This window comes from Oerskovia sp. NPDC057915 (genome assembly GCF_042887685.1).
In the GTDB taxonomy this organism is placed as follows: domain Bacteria; phylum Actinomycetota; class Actinomycetes; order Actinomycetales; family Cellulomonadaceae; genus Oerskovia.
Genome location: NZ_JBHVOS010000004.1, coordinates 169073 through 188609 on the forward strand (window position 1 = coordinate 169073; position 19537 = coordinate 188609).

The following is a 19537-nucleotide window of genomic DNA, read 5'->3' on the forward strand; positions in this document are numbered from 1 at the left end:
GGGTCAGCGCCCGGGCGGCATGCTCACTCCCCCGCGGGCACCACGCGCGGCCACAGGTCCTCCGCGGCAGGGGTCCACACCGACGGGTCCGCGGCGACCTGCTCGCCCGAGCGGATGTCCTTGACCTGGTGCGGCACGACCTCGCCGTCCGCGCCGATCCCCGCAGGGAACCACACGAACGGGATGCCGCGACGGTCCGCGAACTTGATCTGCTTGCCGAACTTCGCCGCGCTCGGTGCGACCTCGACCGGGATGCCGCGCGAGCGCAGCGCCACCGCGACCGCGTCCGACGCAGCCCGCGTCTCCTCGCTCGTCACCGCGACCACGACGGCGCTCGGCACCGACCGCGTCGAGCGGACCAGGCCCGCGCTCAGCAGCCGCGAGACCAGGCGGGAGACCCCGATCGACAGACCCACGCCCGGGTAGGTGTTCGCACCGTCCGAGGCCAGGGTGTCGTAGCGACCTCCCGAGCAGATCGACCCGAGCTGCTCGTGCCCCACCAGGACCGTCTCGTACACCGACCCCGTGTAGTAGTCCAGACCGCGCGCGATCTTCAGGTCCGCGACCACGACGCCCGGCGCCCGCACGGCCGCCGCGTCGATCAGCGCCGAAAGCTCTCCCAGCCCCTCCTCGAGCAGCTCCGACGTCACGCCGTGCTCGCCCGCGAGCGCCCGCACCCGCTCCGCGACGGTCGCGTCCGATCCGGAGATCGCCGCGAGCGCCAGGCACGCGGCCGCCTGCTCGGGCGTCGCCCCCGTCTCGGCGACCAGCAGCGCCGCGACCTTGTCCGGACCGACCTTGTCGAGCTTGTCGATGCTGCGCAGCACCCCCTCGACGTCGTCCAGGGCCAGCCCGCGGTAGAAGCCCTCGGCGACCTTGCGGTTGTTCACCAGGATGCGGACCTCGGGAACGCCGATCGAGCGCAGCTCGCCCAGCGCCTCGGCCATGACCAGGGGCAGCTCGACCTCGAAGTGGTAGGGCAGCTCACCCGCACCCACCACGTCGATGTCCGCCTGCACGAACTCGCGGAAGCGCCCGTCCTGCGGGCGCTCACCGCGCCACACCTTCTGGATCTGGTGCCGCTTGAACGGGAACGCCAGGTGCCCGGCGTTCTCCAGCACGTAGCGCGCGAACGGCACCGTCAGGTCGAAGTGCAGGCCGAGCTGCTTGTCCCCCTTGCCGCCCCGGTCCCCGTCGCCCGGCTCGGCCTCCTCCTGGAGGCGGCGCAGCACGTACACCTCCTTGGAGGTCTCGCCCTTGCGCAGCAGCTGGTCCAGGGGCTCGACGGCCCGCGTCTCGATCCCCGCGAACCCGTGGAGCTCGAACGTGCGACGCAGCGTGTCGAGCACGTGCTGCTCCACGACGCGTCCAGCAGGGAGCCATTCGGGGAAACCGGAGAGAGGTGTAGGTCGGGCCATGGGACCCGATCTTTCCAGACTCGCGAACCGAACGAGCAATCCACTCACCGCGGCGGCGTCCCCCGGCCTCGTGCGTCCCACCCGGACCGTGCCGGGACGCACGAGCTCACAGACCGCGCAGGTACGGGTTGGTGCGGCGCTCGCGGCCGACCGTGGTGAGCGGGCCGTGACCGGGGACCACCTGGAGGGAGTCGTCGAGGTGCCCGACGACGTCGCGCAGGGTTCGCTGCATCGTCTCGCCGTCTCCTCCGGGCAGGTCGGTCCGGCCCACGGACCCGGCGAACAGGACGTCCCCGGCGAGCACGACCCCGGCCGCCTCCTGGCCGTCCCGTGCCGCGCCCGACGTCCCGTGCTCGTCGCCCGCCGTGAGCGGGAGGTAGAGCGTCGAGCCCTGGGTGTGGCCCGGCGCGTGCAGCGCGTCGACCAGGACGCCACCGAGGTCGAGCCGGGTGCGCTGGTCCGCCGCCGACGTGCCACCGGGACCGGGCGTCCCCGGGGTTCCGTCCGCACCTCCCGAGCCGAACGTGCGGACGTCACCGGGCTCCCGGTAGTCCTCGACCAGGGCGCCGCCTGCCGCGAGCGCGGCGGCCAGCGGCCCGGTCGCGAGGCGTCCGCCCGCCGAGGAGGGGGCGTGCTCGATCGTGCCGAGCGGGTCCGCGAGCCGGTACGCGTCGGCCGCGTGGATCCACAGCGGCACCCCGTACAGGTCGCACAGCTCCGCGGCGTCCCACGTGTGGTCGGCGTGCCCGTGCGTCGCGAGGACCGCGGTCGGCGACAGGCCGTGCTCGCGCACGAGCGCGGTCACGCCGGGGACGACCCCTGCCCCCGCGTCGACGATCACGCACGGGCGCGCGGCGCCGTCGGGCACGTCCTGCGACCCGGGCGCGACGATCGTGCAGTTGGTCCCGAACACGGGGGCGACCACGAGGAAGATGTCCATGCAGGGACAGTACCGACCTCACAAACAGGACACCTGATACCGGACCGTGACCTGAAAGGCGGAAAGTCACCGCGCCGGACCGCTCCCGATGCCTAGACTGTCCTCTGAAACCGTGGATCACCCGTGCAAGCACGCGCCTTCGCGCCGGCACGCGGACCTGCCCGTGGCGTGAGACGAAGGAGTTGGGGTGTCAACGAGCAAGCGCGAACGTGAGCGCGCCCGTCTGCGTGAGCAGAAGTGGACCCGGCGTCAGGCCGACGCTCGCGCCCGCCGACGTCGCGTGTGGACGATCGCCGCGGCCGTCTCCGGGGTCGCGGTCCTCGCCGGCGTGACCGCGCTCGCCGTCTCCGCGAACGCCCCCGACGCGACGTACACGCTCCCTCCCGCCGCGGCCGCCGAGGACCGCGAGTGGACCGGCGAGCTGCGCACGAGCGCCGGCGACGTCGCGTTCACCCTCGACGGGCAGGCGGCACCCCAGGCCGTCGCGAACTTCGTCTCGCTCGCCCGTGCAGGGTTCTTCGACGACACCGACTGCCACCGCCTGACCACCGCGAACATCTTCGTCCTGCAGTGCGGCGACCCCACGGGCACAGGCACCGGAGGGCCCGGCTACACGTTCGGACCCGTGGAGAACACGCCCGAGGACGGGTTCTTCCCCGCAGGCACCATCGCCATGGCCCGTGCGCAGTCGACGGACTCCCAGGGCAGCCAGTTCTTCCTCGTCTACGAGGACAGCACCTTGCCGACGAACACCGGTGGGTACACCGTCTTCGGCAAGATCACATCCGGCTTGGACGTCGTCCGAGCAGTCGCTGACGCGGGCACAGCGGACGGAGCCGTCGACGGCTCCCCCGCCACCCCGGTCACCATCGAAGGAGTTGAGACCCAGTGAGCGAGAGCACCGAGAACCACGCGAACTCTCCGGCGCAGGCATCCGAGGAGGCCCCCGCGACGGAGCAGGTCGAGGTGCCGGCGGTCGCTGAACCGACCGAGGCCGCGCCTGCGACCGACGCGCCCGAGGCCACGACGGACGCGCCCGCAGCAGCGGGCGACGAGGCCGCCGCCCCCGTCACGGACGAGACTCCTGCCGAGACGCCCGACGCCCCGGCCGACGCCGAGGTCGCCGCACCCGCGGCTGTCACCGAGGCAGCGACAGAGACCGCCGAGGCCGAGGCCCCGACCGACGCCGCACCGGCCCCCGAGCCGACCGCGGTGCCCAAGCCGTCGGCCGCGCCCAAGCCGAGCGCGATCCCGGTCCCGCGTCCCCCCAAGCCGGGGACCCCGGCCCCCACCGCCCCGGCCGCGACGGCCATCGCCCCGGCCGCAGCCGCGGCAGTCATCCCCGACGACAGCCCGGCCGCCAAGGCCGCCGCAGGCTTCGGCCGGGTCGACGAGGACGGCACCGTCTACGTGACCGAGACCGCGGGCGAACGCAGCGTCGGGCAGTTCCCCGGGGTCACCCCCGAGGAGGCGCTCGCGCTGTACGTGCGCCGCTACCTCGACCTCCAGGCCAAGGTCGCCCTCTTCGAGGCGCGCCTGACCGGCACGGACCTGTCCGTCAAGGAGATCGACTCGACCCTCGCCAAGCTCACCGAGGAGACCGCCGAGCCGTCCGCCGTGGGCGACCTCGACGGCCTGCGCGCCCACGTCGAGTCCCTGCGCACGGTCGCGGCCTCGCGCCGCGCCGAGCTCGAGGCCGAGCGCAACGCCGCCAAGGAGGCGGCGCTCGCGGCCCGCACCGAGATCATCGAGGCCGCCGAGAAGATCGCCTCGACCGACCCGTCGCGCATCCAGTGGCGCCCGGCGGGCGAGGAGCTGCGCAAGCTCCTCGACCAGTGGAAGGACGCCCAGCGCAACGGGCCGAGGATCGACCGGACCAGCGAGGAGGCGCTCTGGAAGCGCTTCAGCCACGCCCGGACGGCCTTCGACCGCGAGCGCCGGCACTACTTCGCCGAGCTCGAGCAGCGCAACTCCTCGGCCAAGGAGGTCAAGGAGAAGCTGGTCCAGCGAGCCGAGGCCCTGCAGAACAGCACCGACTGGGGTGCGACGGCGGGCGCCTTCCGCGACCTCATGACCGAGTGGAAGGCCGCCGGGCGCGCCAACCGTCGCGACGACGACGCCCTGTGGGCGCGTTTCCGTGCGGCGCAGGACGCGTTCTTCCAGGCCCGTGACGAGCTCAACGCCGCGACGGACGCCGAGTACGCGCAGAACCTCGTGGTCAAGGAGGCTCTCCTGGAGCAGGCCGAGAAGCTGGTTCCGGTCACGGACCTGGCCCAGGCCAAGGTCGCGCTGCGCGACATCCAGGAGAGGTGGGAGGACGCGGGCAAGGTGCCGCGTGCCGACGTCCAGCGTGTCGAGGCCCGTCTGCGGGCGGTCGAGACCGCGGTCCGTGACGCCGAGCAGTCGCAGTGGTCGCGGTCGAACCCCGAGACGCGCGCCCGCGCCGAGGGTGCTGCCGCCCAGCTCGAGTCCGCGATCGCGGGCCTCGAGGAGGACCTGGCTGCCGCGACGGCGAAGGGCGACAAGCGCAAGGTCGCCGAGATCGAGTCGGCGATCACGGCTCGTCGCGCGTGGCTCGAGCAGGTCGTGAAGGCCGCCGAGGACTCGCGCGGCTGATCGCGCAGCACACGAGGGGCCCGGGCGGGCCTGTGGACGAGCACCTTGTCCACAGGCCCGCCCGGGCCCCTCGCGCATGCCTGCGGGGGACGTCAGGCTGGGTCCGTGACCACGCTGACCCAGCCTCCTGCCGTCGTCTCGGCCCGTGCCCGCACGCCCGCGGACCTCGCGATGGACGTCCCCGTCGCGGACGCGCCGCTCCTGGTCCGTCCTGAGCACGTGGGCGGTCGTGTCGCCTGGGCGGACCTGGTCCGGTGCGGGGCGCTCGTGCGGGTCCGGGAGGACGTCGCGGTCCGCCCGACGACGGAGGTCACCCCAGCCGTCCGCGCGCTCTGCCTGGCTCCCCTCGTCCCCCCGCGCACCGTGGTCGGCGGGATGAGCGCCGCGTGGGTCCACTGCGGGGTCCCGGACGACGCCGTGGTCGAGGTCGTCCACCCCCTGGGTGTCCACCGACCACCACCGCGCCACGGTCGGGTCGCACGCCAGAGCGCCCTGCTGCGCCCCGAGACGGTCGAGCTCGGGTCGGTCCTCGTGACGACCGTCGAGCGGACCGCCGTGGACGTCGCGTGCCTGACCGACCCTCGGCTCGCGGCCCCGGTCCTGCGGGCCCTGGTGGAGCGGGCCGGTCTGGACGCCCGGGCGGCCCTGCGGGTCCTCGACCTGCGTCACCGTCGCACGGGCCGACCGCGCGCCCGGGCGCTGCTCACGGACCTGTCGGCCGCGCCCGCGCCGCCGGGCGCCGGGTCGTCGCCGGGCGCCGGGACGGCCCCGCGTCTACCGTGAGGGGATGCCTCGTTCCACGACCCCGGCGGTCGAGCTCGACGTCGACGGGCGCACCGTGCGCGTCACGAGCCCCGACCGCGTCGTCTTCCCCGGCCGCGGGCTGACGAAGCTCGACGTCGTCACCTACTTCCGGTCGGTCGGACCGGGCATCCTCGCGGCGCTGCGAGAGCGGCCCACGACGCTCGAACGCTGGCCCAAGGGAGTCTTCGAGGGAGCACGGCTGAGCACGCGCACGGACAACAGCGGCGACGCGTTCTACCAGAAGCGCATCCCCCAGGGGGCCCCGGACTACGTCGAGACGGCCCGCATCGCGTTCCCGAGCGGCCGCACGGCCGACGAGGTGCGCCCCACCGAGCTCGCGGTCGTCCTGTGGGCCGCCAACCTGGGCACCCTGACCTTCCACCCGTGGCCCGTGACGGGCGCGGACGTGGAGTCCCCCGACCAGCTCCGCATCGACTTGGACCCGCAGCCCGGCACCGACTACTCCGATGCCGCACGCGTGGCCCCGCACCTGCGCGAGCTGCTGGGCGAGCTGGGTCTGGAGGGTTTCCCGAAGACGTCGGGCGGCCGCGGGCTGCACGTGTTCGTCCCGGTCGAGCCGCGGTGGAGCTTCGTGCAGGCGCGCCGGGCGACGATCGCGATCGGGCGCGAGCTCGAACGTCGCCTGCCCGACCAGGTCACGACGAAGTGGTGGAAGGAGGAGCGCGGGGTCAAGATCTTCGTCGACTACAACCAGATGGCGCGCGACCGCACGATCGCCTCGGCGTACTCGATCCGTTCCAACGCCCGGGCCACGGTCTCGGCGCCGCTGCGCTGGGAGGAGGTGCCCGACGTCGGGCCGGACGACTTCGACGTGCTGACCATGCCCGCGCGCTTCGCGGAGGTGGGCGACCTGCACGCGCGCCTCGACGCGGCGGCCCCCGAGCCACGGTTCTCGCTCGAGCAGACCCTCGAGCTCGCGGCGCGCGACGAGCGCGACCACGGCCTGGGTGACCTGCCCTACCCGCCCGAGCATCCCAAGATGCCCGGCGAGCCCAAGCGCGTGCAGCCCAGCAAGGACGCCTCACGGCACGCCGAGGATTCCCAGGGCCCGTGACGCGTGCCCGGCTCGTCCGCGCCGGGAAGGAGGCCTGAGGCGCCTCCTGGGCCCTTGTCAGCGCTGTCGGTGCCGCCGACGCCGCTCGGCCGGGGTCCGTGTGCGCTCACGCCACGCCCGGCGCCCCCGGCAGCAGCTCGTCGAGGCGGTAGCTCACCGGCTCCTCGAGCTGGTCGTACGTGCACGACGACGGCTCGCGGTCCGTGCGCCAGCGCCGGAGCTGGACGGTGTGCCGGAACCGGCTGCCCTCCATGTGGTCGTACGCGACCTCGAGCACCTTCTCGATCCGCAGCGGCACGAACGACAGGTCCTTGGTGCCGCTCCAGCGCGACTGTGCGCCGGGCATGCGACCCGTGCCGGGGCTCTCCCACCCCGCCCAGGGATGCTCGGCCGCGTCCGGGTCGGCCGGGTCGAGCACGAGCGGGGCCAGCTCGGGGACGAGCTCGGCCCGGCGCGCCCGGGGGAACGACGCCGCGACCCCGACGAACTGCAGCGCCCCCACGTCGTCGTACAGGCCCAGGAGCAGCGAGCCCAGGAGCGGTTCCTCGGGCGTCGAGGTCTTGTGCAGCCGGTACCCCGCGAGCACGACGTCGGCCGTGCGCTCGTGCTTGACCTTGAGCATGACACGCTTGTTCGGCTGGTAGGGCGCCGCGAGCGGCTTGGCCACGACCCCGTCGAGCCCCGCCCCCTCGAAGACGGCGAACCACTCCTGGGCCACCGCACGGTCGGTCGTGCGCGGGGTCAGGTGCACGTGCGGGCCGTCGAGCCCCAGGCCCGCCAGCAGCTCCTGACGACGGCTCAGGGGCTCACCCGTGACGTCCTCGTCGCCCAGGGCCAGCAGGTCGAAAACCACGAGGCTCGCCGGGGTCTCCTCGGCCAGGCGCGCGACGCGCGAGGCCGCGGGGTGGATGCGCTGCTGGAGCGCCTCGAAGTCGAGCCGACCCCCTTGCGCGAGCACGATCTCCCCGTCGACGACGCACCGCTCGGGCAGGGCGTCGAGCACCGCGGCCACGACGTCGGGGAAGTACCGCTCCATGGGCTTGGCGCTGCGGCTGTCGAGGCGCACCTCGTCGCCGTCCCGATACACGATCGCCCGGAAGCCGTCCCACTTGGGCTCGAACACCAGGCCGCCGGCGACCGCAGCAGGGTCCGGGACACCCGAGACGGCCTTCGCGAGCATGGGCAGCGTGGGTGGCAGCACGGGCAGGTCCATCCCCCGATGCTGCCACCGGGGGCGGGCGGGCACCTGTCGAGCACGGCCCTGGCCGCGCACCCAGGCCCGACGACGTCGCCCGGCTGGGCCGGGTCGGCTCGCCCGCGCGCCGCTCCCCCGGGCGACGGGCACGCCCCCGGTGCCCGACGTCGTCGGGCGTCGCGGGGGCGCAGCCCGGTCAGGCCGGGAGCGGCGGCCGTTCCTCGGCCTTGGATCCCGTGATGCGGTAGACGTCGAACACGCCGTCGACCTTGCGCACCGCGGACAGGACCGTGGCCAGGTGGCCCGGCTCGGCCATCTCGAACACGAAGCGGGACATCGCGACCCTGTCGTTCGAGGTCGAGACCGTCGCCGAGAGGATGTTGACGTGGTGGTCCGACAGGACCCGCGTCACGTCCGAGAGCAGGCGTGCCCGGTCGAGCGCCTCGACCTGGATCTGCACCAGGAACAGGGCGTTGCTGCCCGTGGTCCAGTCGACGTCCACGATGCGTTCGGGCTGGTTGCGCAGCCCCACGACGTTGGCGCAGTCCGCCCGGTGGACGCTGACGCCCTGACCGCGCGTGATGAAGCCGATGATCTCGTCGCCGGGCACCGGGGTGCAGCACTTGGCGAGCTTGACCCAGATGTCGTCCACGCCCTTGACGACCACGCCCGGGTCGCCCGTGCGGGGGCGGCGGGCCGTGTGCCCGGGGCGCGTGATCTCGGCCAGGTCCTCCGACGCGCCGTCCTCGCCACCGAGAGCGTGCACGAGCTTCTGCACGACGCTCGCCGCCGAGACCTGGCCCTCGCCGATCGCCGCGTACAGCGCCGAGACGTCGGGGTAGCGCATCTCGTTCGCGAGACCCACGAGCGACTCGTGGCTGAGCAGGCGCTGGATCGGCAGGTTCTGCTTGCGCATGGCCTTGGCGATCGCGGTCTTGCCGTGCTCGACGGCCTCCTCGCGGCGCTCCTTGGAGAACCACTGGCGGATCTTGTTGCGGGCACGCGGGCTGCTGACGAACGCGAGCCAGTCACGGCTGGGACCCGCGGTCTCCGACTTGGAGGTCAGGACGTCGACGACGTCGCCGTTCTCCAGCTTGGAGTCGAGCGGGACGAGCCGCCCGTTGACGCGCGCCCCCATGGTGCGGTGGCCCACCTCGGTGTGCACCGCGTAGGAGAAGTCGACGGGCGTCGACCCTGCGGGCAGCGCGATGACGTCACCCTTGGGCGTGAAGACGTAGACCTCCGCGCCGCCGATCTCGAAGCGGAGCGAGTCGAGGAACTCCGAGGGGTCCGCGGTCTCCCGCTGCCAGTCGACGAGCTGGCGCAGCCACTGCATGTCGGTCGACGCGGTGTCCGGAGCGCCGCTCGACTTGGCGACCTCCTTGTACTTCCAGTGCGCCGCGACCCCGTACTCCGCGCGGCGGTGCATGTCGTGCGTGCGGATCTGGATCTCGACGGGCTTGCCGCCGGGGCCGATGACCGTGGTGTGCAACGACTGGTACATGTTGAACTTGGGCATCGCGATGTAGTCCTTGAACCGCCCGGGGACGGGGTTCCATCGCGCGTGCAGCGCGCCGAGCGCCGCGTAGCAGTCGCGCACGGTGTCCACGAGGACGCGTGCGCCGACCAGGTCGTAGATCTCCGCGAAGTCGTGCCCGCGCACGATCATCTTCTGGTAGATCGAGTAGTAGTGCTTGGGGCGCCCGGTCACGGTCGCCTTGATCTTCGCGGTCCGCAGGTCCGCGGTCACCTGCTCGCGGACCACGGCGAGGTACTCCTCGCGGGCCGGCGCACGCTCGGCGACCAGGTGCACGATCTCCTCGTACACCTTGGGGTAGAGGGTCGCGAACGACAGGTCCTCGAGCTCCCACTTGATCGTGTTCATGCCCAGGCGGTGGGCGAGCGGCGCGTAGATCTCGAGCGTCTCGCGGGCCTTGCGCTCGGCCGAGGACGACGGGACGAACTTCCACGTCCGGGCGTTGTGCAGGCGGTCGGCGAGCTTGATCACCAGGACGCGGATGTCGCGGGCCATGGCCACGACCATCTTGCGGACCGTCTCGGCCTGCGCCGCGTCGCCGTACGTCACCTTGTCGAGCTTGGTGACGCCGTCGACGAGCATGGCGATCTCCTCGCCGTACTCCTCGGTCAGGTGGTCGAGCGAGTACTCGGTGTCCTCGACCGTGTCGTGCAGCAGGGCCGCGGCGAGCGTCGCCCCGTCGAACCCGAGGTCGGCGAGGATCGTCGCGACGGCCACGGGGTGCGTGATGTACGGGTCACCGCTCTTGCGCATCTGACCGCGGTGAGCCTTCTCCGCGGTCGCGTAGGCGCGCTCGATGACCGACAGGTCGGACTTGGGGTGGTTGGTCCGTACCGCCTGGAGCACGGGCTCGAGCGCGGGGATGCCTCCCTGGCTCCCCCGGACCCCGAACCGCACCAGCCGCGACCGTACCCGTGCTGCCGAGGACTGCCCGCTGTCGCTCGTGGACCGACCGGTCCGTGTCTCTTCGCTCATGCGTGCCTCCTCACCCTGATCGCCGGAGAATCTCGACGTCCGTCGGAGTGGCAATCCTACGACTCCACGCGCAGGAGCGTGTCGACCTGGCGGCCCGCGAGCCGTTCGCGGCCCCCGAGCCCGTCGAGCTCGAGCAGGAAGGCGAGGCCGACGACGACGCCGCCGCAGCGCTCCACGAGCTCGGCACCGGCCGAGGCGGTCCCGCCCGTGGCGAGCACGTCGTCGACCACGAGGACCCGTGCCCCAGGGGCGAGCGTCCCCGTGCGCAGCTCGATCGAGGCGGTGCCGTACTCGAGGTCGTACGTGACGGTCTCGGTGGGCGGCGGGAGCTTGCCCGCCTTGCGCAGCGGCAGGAAGCCGACGCCGAGGCGGGTCGCGAGCGGGGCGCCGATCAGGAAGCCGCGGGCCTCCAGACCGGCGACGAGGTCGACGCCCCCCGCGGCGAAGGCCGCGAGGGAGTCGACCACGTCGCCGAGCGCCCTGCCGTCGGCGAGCAGGCCGGTGATGTCACGGAACGTGACGCCGGGCTGGGGGTAGTCCGGGACGTCGCGGATCAGTCCGAGGACCTCTGCCGCGCGCTCGTCCCCCAGACCCGTCAGGCCGACGGGAAGGATGCTGCTGGTGCTCATGAGGGGTCAGTGCCCCCGCTTGCGTCGCGGTTGTGCCTTGACGCCCTGGTGCGAGCCGGGCTGGAGCTGGCCGGCACCCTGGACCCCGGCGGCGGCCAGGGCGGCGTCGTCCGTCGCGCCGCCCGTGGACTGCGCGGCCTGCTCGACGAGAGCCGCCCGCTTCTCCAGGACCTTCTTGGTGTGCTCCTTGATGGCGGGCTCGCGCTCGCGCAGCGTGACCTCCAGGGGCGTCGCCAGGAAGATCGAGGAGTACGCACCGACGGCCATGCCGACGAACAGTGCGAGCGAGATGTCGCGCAGCGTGCCGGCTCCCAGGAGGAACGCGCCGATGAACAGGATCGCGCTCACGGGCAGCAGCGCCACGACGGAGGTGTTGATCGACCGGACGAGGGTCTGGTTGACCGCGAGGTTCGCACGCTCCGCGTAGGTGCTGCGGGTCTGGTCGAGGATGCCGTGCGTGTTCTCACGGACCTTGTCGAAGACCACGACCGTGTCGTAGATCGAGTACCCGAGGATCGTCAGGAAGCCGATCACGGTCGCCGGGGTCACCTCCCAGCCGATCGCCGCGTAGATCCCGACCGTGATGATGAGGTCGTGGAACAGCGCGATGAGCGCGGCCGCGGCCATGCGCCAGTTGCGGAAGTAGATCGTCATGACCAGGCCCACGAGCGCGAGGAAGACGATGAGGCCCGTGATGGCCTTCTGCGAGACGTCCTTGCCCCAGCTGGGGCCGATGAACGCGGTCGTGACGTCGTTCTCTGTCACGGAGTAGGCGCCGGCGAGCGCGTCGCGGACCTCGAGGACCTCGTCCGCCGTCAGTCGGTCGGTCTGGACGCGGATCGCGCTGCCACCGACGGTCGTGACGCGCGGGACCTCTTCCGGCGCGACCTCTGCCACGGCGTCGATCGCGGGCTGCTGGCTGGTGTCGCTCACGTTGGAGACGACGAACTCCGAGCCGCCGCGGAAGTCGATGCCGAGGTTGAAGCCCTTGGTGAGCAGGACCCCGAACGACAGGACGACCATGACGATCGCGACGATGTAGAAGCGGCGGCGGTTGCCGACGATCTGGTAGGACTTGCGACCCGTGTAGAGGTCGTTGCCCCACTGGGCGAATCCCTGCGCCATCAGAGGTTCTCCTCGTTCTTGTCGCCCTCGGTCGAGGAGCCGGTGGTGGGGGCGTCGGACTCGGCTGCCCGGCGGGCCGCGGCACGGCGCTCGGCGATCGTCATGCGGGTGCCGTCACCTCCGGTCGCGCCCTGGAGGCTCGCGCCGGCACCGACCTTCTCGCGGGTGGGGCTGTCGAACGGTTCGTCGACGGCCGCGTCGCTGACCGGTGCGCCCTTGTCCTCGGTGGTCCCGGGGCGGGCGACCCGCCCGCGGCCGGCGTACCGGGTGGTCGCTCCGAGGCGACGCGGGTCGAGGCCCGAGGCCGGGTGCCCGCTGGCGAAGAACTTGGTCTTCGCGAGGAGCTGCATGACCGGGTGGGTGAACATGAAGACCACGATCAGGTCGATCAGGGTCGTCAGTCCGAGCGTGAACGCGAAGCCGCGCACGCCGCCCACGGCCAGGAAGTACAGCACGACCGCGGCGAGGAAGTTGACCGCGTCGGAGGCCAGGATGGTGCGCCGTGCGCGGTCCCAGCCCTTCTCGACGGCCGAGTTCAGGGTGCGGCCGTCGCGCAGCTCGTCGCGGATGCGTTCGAAGTACACGATGAACGAGTCCGCGGTGATGCCGATCGCGACGATGATGCCGGCGACGCCGGGCAGCGAGAGCCGGTACCCGATCGTCCAGGACAGCAGCAGGATCACCCCGAAGGTGAGCACTGCGGCGATGCCGAGCGAGGCGACGGTGACCAGGCCCAGTGCCCGGTACTGGAAGAGCGAGTAGATGACGACCAGCAGGAGGCCGATCGCGCCGGCGATGAGGCCCTTCTCGAGCTGCTCGCTGCCGAGGGTCGCGGAGATCTGCTGCTCGCTCTGGACCTCGAAGGTCAGCGGGAGCGAGCCGAAGTTGAGCTGGTTGGCGAGCAGCGCGGCGCTCTCACGCGTGAAGCTGCCGGAGATCTCGGCCTTGCCGTCCGTGATGACGTCGTTCGCGGTCGGGGCGGAGATGACGAGCCCGTCGAGGACGAGCGCGAACGCGTTCTGCGGGGAGGGAAGCGAGACCAGGCGCGTCGTCGTGTCCTTGAAGGCTGCGGTGCCCTCGTTGTTGAACTCGAGGTTGACGACCCACTGGCCGGTGCTCACGCCCTGCGCCGTGGTGCCCATGCCCGAGCTGGCGTTGGAGATCTCGGTGCCCTCGATCTCGACCGGCCCCAGGATGTACTTCGCGCTGCCGTCGTCGGCGCACGTGACCAGGGGTGCGTCGGGCTCGTCGCCCAGCCCGCCCGTGAGGTTCTTGGGGTCGGTGCAGTCGAGCGCGTCGAACTGGGCCTGGACCGCGGGGGTGATCTGGGCGAGGTCGCTCGGGTTGGCGGGGACGACGGGCGTCTCGGGCTCCGCGGGAGCCTCGGCCGGGGTCGTGGTCTCCACCGGGGTGGGGGCGCCGACGGTCAGGACCGGGCGGAACCGCATCTGCGCGGACTTGCGCACGAGGTCGAGCGTCTCGTCGCTCGGGGTGCCGGGCAGCCCGACGACGATGTTGTTGCCCTGGCTGGTGATCTCGGCCTCGGTCACGCCCGAGGAGTCGACGCGCTGGCGGATCACGTTGATCGCCTGCGTGATCGTCTCGTCGGTGACCTGACCCTCGGAGGCGATCGGCGTCAGGATGATCTGCGTGCCGCCCTCCAGGTCGAGGGCGAGTCCCGGGGTGATGCTCGCGTCCGACCACTTGGTGCCGGCGAAGATCGACGCGAACAACGCGAGGATCAGTACAGCGAGGGTCACCAGGGTGCGTACGGGCCTGGCGCGTCGTGTGTTGGAGGTGGCCAACTATCCGTCTCTTCTCGTGCGCGCGACATCGTGAGATGGCGCGGGTCGACGTCGCACCCCGGGATCGGGGTGCGACGTGGTGTCACTTGCTGTCGGTGCCGTCGTCCCGCTTGTCCCCCGGCTTGTCGGTGAGCCCGGACAGGTCGTCCGGGACGTCGAGGACGTCGTCGTTCGACGAGGAGACCGTGGCCGCGTCGCCGTAGACCGCGCCCTCCTCGGTGCCCTCGGTCAGCTCGTCGGTGCCCTCTTCCTCGACGGGCGGGTCGACGAGCTTGGCGATCGCGGCACGCAGCCAGCGCGTCTGGGTGCCGGGCGTGGACTCGATCGTGATGATGTCCTTCTCCTCGTCGACGTCGACGATGGTGCCGAACAGGCCAGACCCGGTCATGACCTCCTGGCCGGGGGCCAGGTTGGTACGGAAGGCAGCCGCTTCCTTCTGAGCCTTGCGCGACCGGTTGGTCATGAGGAACATCGCTCCGGCGGCGAGAGCGAGGATGAGAATGAGGCTGAAGTCCATGACGGGGTAACCGGTTCCTGTTCTGTGCTGGGATCTGCGCGGCAGTCTAGGCGCACGCGTACGGATCACCAACGAACCGTCCGGCCGTGGAGTTCCGCCGCTCAGATTCCCTCAGTCTAGGCCCCTGTGTCGAACAGGGTTCCGCCCGACCGCGCGGAGCCGGTCCGCTGGCCGAGCCCGGCGCCCGGTCCGCGGGGCGTGAGGGGGTCGGGCGGGGTGAGGCCGAGGTGGGCCCAGGCCGCGGGGGTGGCCACGCGACCGCGCGGGGTGCGCCCGATCAGGCCTTCGCGCACGAGGAAGGGCTCGGCGACGGTCTCGACCGTCTCCGACTCCTCCCCCACGGTCACGGCGAGCGTGCTCAGCCCCACGGGGCCGCCCCCGAACCGGGTGCACAGGGCGCCCAGGACGGCCCGGTCGAGGCGGTCGAGGCCGAGCTCGTCGACCTCGTAGACCTCGAGGGCCGCGCGGGCCGCCCGCAGGTCCATGGTCCCGTCGCCGCGCACCTGCGCCCAGTCGCGCACGCGGCGCAGGAGGCGGTTGGCGATGCGGGGCGTGCCGCGCGAGCGGCCGGAGATCTCGTGGGCGGCGGCGTGCTTGATCTCAACGCCGAGGAGCCCGGCCGAGCGGATGATGACGCGCTCGAGCTCCTCGGCCGAGTAGAAGTCGAGGTGCCCGGTGAACCCGAAGCGGTCGCGCAGCGGCGCGGGCAGGAGCCCGGCGCGCGTGGTGGCGCCCACGACGGTGAACGGTGGCAGGGACAGCGGGATGGCGCTGGCCCCCGCCCCCTTGCCGACGACGACGTCGACGCGGAAGTCCTCCATCGCGACGTACAGCAGCTCCTCGGCGGGGCGTGCGAGGCGGTGGATCTCGTCGATGAACAGGACCTCGCCCTCCTCGAGGGAGGACAGGACGGCGGCGAGGTCGCCCGCGTGCTGGATCGCGGGGCCCGACGTGACGCGCAGCGAGGTGCCGAGCTCGGCCGCGATGATCATCGCGAGGGTCGTCTTGCCGAGCCCGGGCGGGCCCGAGAGCAGGACGTGGTCGGGCGTCGCGCCGCGTGCGAGCGCAGCCTGCAGGACGAGGGAGAGCTGGTCGCGCACGACGAGCTGCCCGACGAACTCCTCGAGGCGCCGCGGTCGCAGGGCGGCCTCGGCGGCGCGTTCGAGGTCGTCCGCGGTCGAGGTCACGATGCGTTCGGACGTGAACGGCTCGTGCCCGTCCTCGTAGCCGACGCGGTCGAAGTCAGCCACGGGGGCCGCCCAGGACGCGCAGCGCGGCGCGCAGGGCGCCGGCGATCTCGTCGGGGGCGACGGCATCGGCCCCGGCCTGGGTCAGGACCGTGGCGAGGGCGTCCTCGGCGGCCTTGGGGTTCCACCCGAGGCCGACGAGCGCCTGGACGACCTGGTCGCGCTGGTCGTCCACGACTGTGGCGCCCGGGCCTCCCGGGGTCTCGCCCGGGTCGGTGCCCGTGGGGGCCCCGAGCCTGTCGCCGAGCTCGAGCGCGATGCGCTGGGCGCCCTTGCGCCCGATGCCGGGCACGCGCATGAGCGCGGCGATGTCCTCGCCCGCGACGGCGCGGCGCAGCCCGTCGGGCGTGTGGACGGCGAGCATGGCCAGGGCAAGGCGCGGGCCGACGCCGCTGACGGTCTGCACGGCCTCGAACACGGCGCGCTCGTCGTCGTCGGTGAACCCGAACAGCGTGAAGGAGTCCTCGCGCACGACCATGCTCGTGGCCAGGCGGGCGGGCTCGCCCACGCGCAGCCCGGACAGCGTCGCGGGGGTCGCGTGGACGAGGTAGCCCACGGCTCCCCCGGCGCCTCCCACGTCGATGACGGCGCGGTCCAGACGGACGTCCGCGACCGTGCCCGACAGCGAAGCGATCACTGTGCCTCCATGCTTCCTCGCGGGTCCCGGCCGCGCACGACCGGCCCCGAACACCTGTACGAACCGTGGGCCACTCTAGCAACGGGCGGTGGCGCTCCCGGGTGAGCCTCGCCGTCGGGCACGGGCAGCGGGGGTCAGCGGCGGGGGCCGCGCGAGGCCTGCTCGGCCGCGGCCCATGCGCGCTGGGCGGGGGTGAGCTGGTGCCGGTCGCCGCCCTGCAGGGCGCCGGCGGGGCGCCAGAGGTGGCAGATCGCGAGGGCGAGGGCGTCGGCGGCGTCGGCGGGCTTGGGCAGCTCGGCGAGCTCGAGGATGCGCGCGACCATGCGCTGGACCTGGATCTTGTCGGCGCGTCCGGTGCCGGTCACGGCGGCCTTGACCTCGCTGGGGGTGTGCATCGCGACGGGCACCCCGCGGCGCGCGGCGGCGACCATCGCGAGGCCCGCGACCTGGGCGGTGCCCATGACGGTGCTGACGTTGTGCTGGGCGAAGACGCGTTCGACGGCCACGACGTCGGGGACGTGCTCGTCCATCCAGGCGTCCAGGCGTTGGGAGATGGTGAGCAGGCGCAGGTCCACCGACTGGTCGGGCGGGCTCTGCAGGACCCCGACCGCGACCATGCGGGCGCGCCGCCCGGGCAGCGAGTCGACGACGCCGACGCCGCAGCGGGTCAGTCCTGGGTCCACTCCGAGCACGCGCACGCGCTCACCCTCTCACGGGCCGCCCACGACGAAGGGCTCCCACGCGAGCGGTCGCGCGGGAGCCCTTCGTCACACCAGGGTGGGTCAGTCGTCGCTCTCGAGCTCGGCCATGACCTCGTCGCTCGCGGTGAAGTTGGCGTAGACGTTCTGCACGTCGTCGCTGTCCTCGAGGGCGTCGATGAGGCGCAGGATCTTGCGGGCGCCCTCGGCGTCGACCTCGACCTCCATGGAGGGGTGGAAGACGACGTCGGCGGAGTCGTACTCGATGCCGGCGTCCTGCAGCGCGGTGCGGACCGCGACGAGGTCGGTGGCCTCGGTGAGGATCTCGAACGTGTCGCCCTCGTCGGTGACCTCCTCGCCACCCGCCTCCAGGACGGCCTCCATGACGTCGTCCTCGGTGGTGCCCTCCTTGGGGACCACGATGACGCCCTTGCGGGAGAACAGGTACGACACCGAGCCCGGGTCGGCGAGCTGGCCGCCGTTGCGCGTGAACGCGATGCGGACCTCCGCGGCGGCACGGTTCTTGTTGTCGGTGAGGCACTCGACGAGGACGGCGATGCCGCCCGTGCCGTAGCCCTCGTACATGATCGTCTGGTAGTCGGCGCCGCCGGCTTCCTGGCCCGAGCCGCGCTTGAGGGCGCGGTCGATGTTGTCGTTGGGGACCGAGGACTTCTTGGCCTTCTGGACGGCGTCGAAGAGCGTGGGGTTACCGGCGAGGTCTCCGCCGCCCGTGCGGGCCGCGACCTCGATGTTCTTGATGAGCTTGGCGAACAGCTTGCCGCGCTTGGCGTCGATCACGGCCTTCTTGTGCTTGGTCGTAGCCCACTTGGAGTGTCCTGACATACCCCTGTTACTCCTTCACGATTGCGACGAAGAGCTCGTGCACCCGCGCATCGCCCGTGATCTCGGGGTGGAAGGAGGTGGCGAGCAACGTTCCCTGACGTACTGCGACGATTCTACCTGCGGCGTCACCCGTCCCGTCGGCACCGGCGTCCGGCCCGTCGCCGGACGGCGCGTGGGAGCCCGCGCCGCGGTGGCGGGTGCGGGCCAGGACCTGGACCCCGGGGCCGGTCTCCTCGACCCAGGGGGCGCGGATGAACGCGGCGGGCACGGGCCCGCCGGGGACGCCGGTCATCTCGACGGACGACTCGAACGAGTCGACCTGGCGGCCGAACGCGTTGCGCCGCACCGTGACGTCCAGCCCTCCGAGGGTCTGCTGGTCGTGCGTGGCGCCCAGGACGCGGTCGGCGAGCAGGATCATGCCGGCGCACGACCCGTACACGGGCAGCCCTGCCCCGATCGCGGTGCGCAGCGGGTCGAACAGCTCGAAGATCCGCAGCAGCTTGTCGATCGTGGTCGACTCCCCGCCGGGGAGCACGAGGCCGTCGAGGCCGTCGAGCTCGGTGGGGCGCCGCACGGTGACGGCGCGGGCGCCGGCCACCTCGAGGGCGGCCACGTGCTCGCGGACGTCGCCCTGCAGGGCGAGGACTCCAATGACCGGTTTCACGATCGCCCATCGTACGCGGCACCCGTGGCACCCCGTCCGCGCTCCCGGGGACAGCAGCGCGCAGCAGGGGCCCGACGGCGGCGCCCGCCGTGCGTGGGGAGCCCGGCCGGGCGGGTGCGGGCACGGGCGCGGGAGCGCGGGGCTACTCGGTCGCTTCGCCCAGGTGGCGGGTGCGCCCGTCCCAGCCGCCGAGGAGAGGTTCGAGGAGGTCGGGCAGCCCGGCGGGGAAGACCTCGATGGTGACCTCGCGCAGCGCGGGCAGCGTCCACCAGCGCATCTCGTCGACGACGTCGTGCTCGACCTCGGTCCAGCCGTCGCGGGTCAGGGGCGCGGTCGCGCCGGGGCCGGTGAGGCGGGCGAGGTAGAAGACCTCGTCCTGGCGGCAGCGCTCACGGTAGAAGTCGAAGATCGCCGAGCGGGTCCACACGGGGCCCTCGAGCGCGGCGGGGTCCAGGTGCAGCCCGGTCTCCTCGCGGACCTCGCGGACCGCGGCGTCGAGGTCGCTCTCGCCGGGTTCGATGCCGCCGCCGATCGTGAACCACCAGGAGCGTTCGGGCTGGTCGGTGTCGTGGCCGCGAGCGAGCAGGACCCGGTCCGCGGCGTCGAGGAGCAGGACGCGGGCGCCGCGCCGGTGGCGCAGACCGTCGGGTCCGAGGACCCACTCGGGACCGAGCGTGCTGGGGGGCGCCGGTGCCCGGGCGCCCGCCCCGGCAGGCGGGGCCGTGGACGCCGCCGGGGCGGGCGCAGCGGGTGCGTCCGCCCCGGCCGGGGCGTGGCCGACGGGCCGGTCGGGGGTGCTCGTCATGAGGAGG

General features: G+C 72.7%; 18 protein-coding genes. 4 read left to right on the forward strand and 14 right to left on the reverse strand.

Annotation, left to right across the window (positions count from 1 at the left end; genetic code table 11):
* Nucleotides 1–23: 23 nt before the first annotated feature.
* Both hisS and ACFVQ3_RS04355 read right to left on the reverse strand, forming a co-directional pair.
* Nucleotides 24–1418, reverse strand: a complete 1395-nt coding sequence (gene hisS, locus ACFVQ3_RS04350; RefSeq protein ID WP_387635514.1) for a histidine--tRNA ligase — start codon at nt 1416–1418, stop codon at nt 24–26.
* A gap of 106 nt (nt 1419–1524) precedes the next feature.
* Complete coding sequence (locus tag ACFVQ3_RS04355; RefSeq protein ID WP_387635517.1) at nt 1525–2358, reverse strand: MBL fold metallo-hydrolase; 834 nt, start codon at nt 2356–2358, stop codon at nt 1525–1527.
* Nucleotides 2359–2545: 187 nt separating this feature from the next.
* On the opposite strand from ACFVQ3_RS04355, the gene ACFVQ3_RS04360 reads away from it, so the two are divergent.
* The 4 genes from ACFVQ3_RS04360 (at nt 2546) to ligD (ending at nt 6853) form a co-directional block, all read left to right on the forward strand.
* Nucleotides 2546–3250, forward strand: a complete 705-nt coding sequence (locus tag ACFVQ3_RS04360) for a peptidylprolyl isomerase (RefSeq protein WP_387635520.1) — start codon at nt 2546–2548, stop codon at nt 3248–3250.
* Nucleotides 3247–4974: a DUF349 domain-containing protein gene (locus ACFVQ3_RS04365; RefSeq protein ID WP_387635522.1), complete on the forward strand. Its 1728-nt coding sequence runs from the start codon at nt 3247–3249 to the stop codon at nt 4972–4974. Before ACFVQ3_RS04360 ends, ACFVQ3_RS04365 begins: the two co-directional genes overlap by 4 nt.
* Before the next feature lie 105 nt (nt 4975–5079).
* Nucleotides 5080–5757: a hypothetical protein gene (locus ACFVQ3_RS04370; protein WP_387635524.1), complete on the forward strand. Its 678-nt coding sequence runs from the start codon at nt 5080–5082 to the stop codon at nt 5755–5757.
* A 4-nt stretch (nt 5758–5761) separates the two neighbouring features.
* Nucleotides 5762–6853: a non-homologous end-joining DNA ligase gene (gene ligD / locus ACFVQ3_RS04375; protein WP_387635527.1), complete on the forward strand. Its 1092-nt coding sequence runs from the start codon at nt 5762–5764 to the stop codon at nt 6851–6853.
* Between the two features lie 106 nt (nt 6854–6959).
* Here ligD and ACFVQ3_RS04380 read toward each other — a convergent pair whose 3' ends face one another.
* From ACFVQ3_RS04380 to ACFVQ3_RS04435, 12 genes are all read right to left on the reverse strand, one after another.
* Complete coding sequence (locus tag ACFVQ3_RS04380; protein ID WP_387635530.1) at nt 6960–8066, reverse strand: ATP-dependent DNA ligase; 1107 nt, start codon at nt 8064–8066, stop codon at nt 6960–6962.
* A gap of 178 nt (nt 8067–8244) precedes the next feature.
* A complete protein-coding gene (locus ACFVQ3_RS04385) occupies nt 8245–10560 on the reverse strand; it encodes a bifunctional (p)ppGpp synthetase/guanosine-3',5'-bis(diphosphate) 3'-pyrophosphohydrolase (protein ID WP_138824363.1) in 2316 nt (771 codons plus the stop codon).
* A 56-nt stretch (nt 10561–10616) separates the two neighbouring features.
* Nucleotides 10617–11189 (reverse strand): adenine phosphoribosyltransferase, encoded by a 573-nt coding sequence (locus tag ACFVQ3_RS04390; protein WP_030151412.1) that lies wholly within the window; start codon nt 11187–11189, stop codon nt 10617–10619.
* 6 nt (nt 11190–11195) lie between these two features.
* Nucleotides 11196–12314 carry a protein translocase subunit SecF gene (gene secF, locus ACFVQ3_RS04395; protein ID WP_387635534.1) on the reverse strand — a complete coding sequence of 373 codons (1119 nt, stop codon included), beginning with the start codon at nt 12312–12314 and terminating at the stop codon, nt 11196–11198.
* A complete protein-coding gene (gene secD, locus ACFVQ3_RS04400) occupies nt 12314–14074 on the reverse strand; it encodes a protein translocase subunit SecD (protein WP_387635537.1) in 1761 nt (586 codons plus the stop codon). Before secD ends, secF begins: the two co-directional genes overlap by 1 nt.
* A gap of 127 nt (nt 14075–14201) precedes the next feature.
* Entirely contained in the window at nt 14202–14636 is a 435-nt protein-coding gene (gene yajC / locus ACFVQ3_RS04405) for a preprotein translocase subunit YajC (RefSeq protein ID WP_387635540.1), read from the reverse strand.
* 116 nt (nt 14637–14752) lie between these two features.
* A complete protein-coding gene (gene ruvB, locus ACFVQ3_RS04410) occupies nt 14753–15826 on the reverse strand; it encodes a Holliday junction branch migration DNA helicase RuvB (RefSeq protein WP_387635641.1) in 1074 nt (357 codons plus the stop codon).
* A 52-nt stretch (nt 15827–15878) separates the two neighbouring features.
* Nucleotides 15879–16520, reverse strand: a complete 642-nt coding sequence (gene ruvA, locus ACFVQ3_RS04415; RefSeq protein WP_387635543.1) for a Holliday junction branch migration protein RuvA — start codon at nt 16518–16520, stop codon at nt 15879–15881.
* Between the two features lie 134 nt (nt 16521–16654).
* Complete coding sequence (ruvC, locus tag ACFVQ3_RS04420; RefSeq protein ID WP_138824357.1) at nt 16655–17218, reverse strand: crossover junction endodeoxyribonuclease RuvC; 564 nt, start codon at nt 17216–17218, stop codon at nt 16655–16657.
* An 84-nt stretch (nt 17219–17302) separates the two neighbouring features.
* Nucleotides 17303–18061, reverse strand: coding sequence for a YebC/PmpR family DNA-binding transcriptional regulator (locus ACFVQ3_RS04425; protein ID WP_387635546.1), 759 nt, complete (start codon nt 18059–18061; stop codon nt 17303–17305).
* 7 nt (nt 18062–18068) lie between these two features.
* The gene (pdxT, locus tag ACFVQ3_RS04430; protein ID WP_387635644.1) at nt 18069–18728 is read right to left on the reverse strand and encodes a pyridoxal 5'-phosphate synthase glutaminase subunit PdxT; all 660 of its coding nucleotides are present in this window, start codon (nt 18726–18728) and stop codon (nt 18069–18071) included.
* 139 nt (nt 18729–18867) lie between these two features.
* Nucleotides 18868–19530, reverse strand: a complete 663-nt coding sequence (locus ACFVQ3_RS04435; RefSeq protein ID WP_387635549.1) for an NUDIX hydrolase — start codon at nt 19528–19530, stop codon at nt 18868–18870.
* Between the last annotated feature and the right edge of the window lie 7 nt (nt 19531–19537).

What these genes read in the sequence shown, in the direction of transcription:
- yajC (WP_387635540.1), bottom strand. Translation starts at nt 14,636, where the DNA reads ATGGACTTCAGCCTCATTCTCATCCTCGCTCTCGCCGCCGGAGCGATG.
- hisS (WP_387635514.1), bottom strand. Translation starts at nt 1,418, where the DNA reads ATGGCCCGACCTACACCTCTCTCCGGTTTCCCCGAATGGCTCCCTGCT.
- ACFVQ3_RS04425 (WP_387635546.1), bottom strand. Translation starts at nt 18,061, where the DNA reads ATGTCAGGACACTCCAAGTGGGCTACGACCAAGCACAAGAAGGCCGTG.
- ACFVQ3_RS04435 (WP_387635549.1), bottom strand. Translation starts at nt 19,530, where the DNA reads ATGACGAGCACCCCCGACCGGCCCGTCGGCCACGCCCCGGCCGGGGCG.
- ACFVQ3_RS04380 (WP_387635530.1), bottom strand. Translation starts at nt 8,066, where the DNA reads ATGGACCTGCCCGTGCTGCCACCCACGCTGCCCATGCTCGCGAAGGCC.
- ACFVQ3_RS04385 (WP_138824363.1), bottom strand. Translation starts at nt 10,560, where the DNA reads ATGAGCGAAGAGACACGGACCGGTCGGTCCACGAGCGACAGCGGGCAG.
- ACFVQ3_RS04355 (WP_387635517.1), bottom strand. Translation starts at nt 2,358, where the DNA reads ATGGACATCTTCCTCGTGGTCGCCCCCGTGTTCGGGACCAACTGCACG.
- ligD (WP_387635527.1), top strand. Translation starts at nt 5,762, where the DNA reads ATGCCTCGTTCCACGACCCCGGCGGTCGAGCTCGACGTCGACGGGCGC.
- ACFVQ3_RS04390 (WP_030151412.1), bottom strand. Translation starts at nt 11,189, where the DNA reads ATGAGCACCAGCAGCATCCTTCCCGTCGGCCTGACGGGTCTGGGGGAC.
- secF (WP_387635534.1), bottom strand. Translation starts at nt 12,314, where the DNA reads ATGGCGCAGGGATTCGCCCAGTGGGGCAACGACCTCTACACGGGTCGC.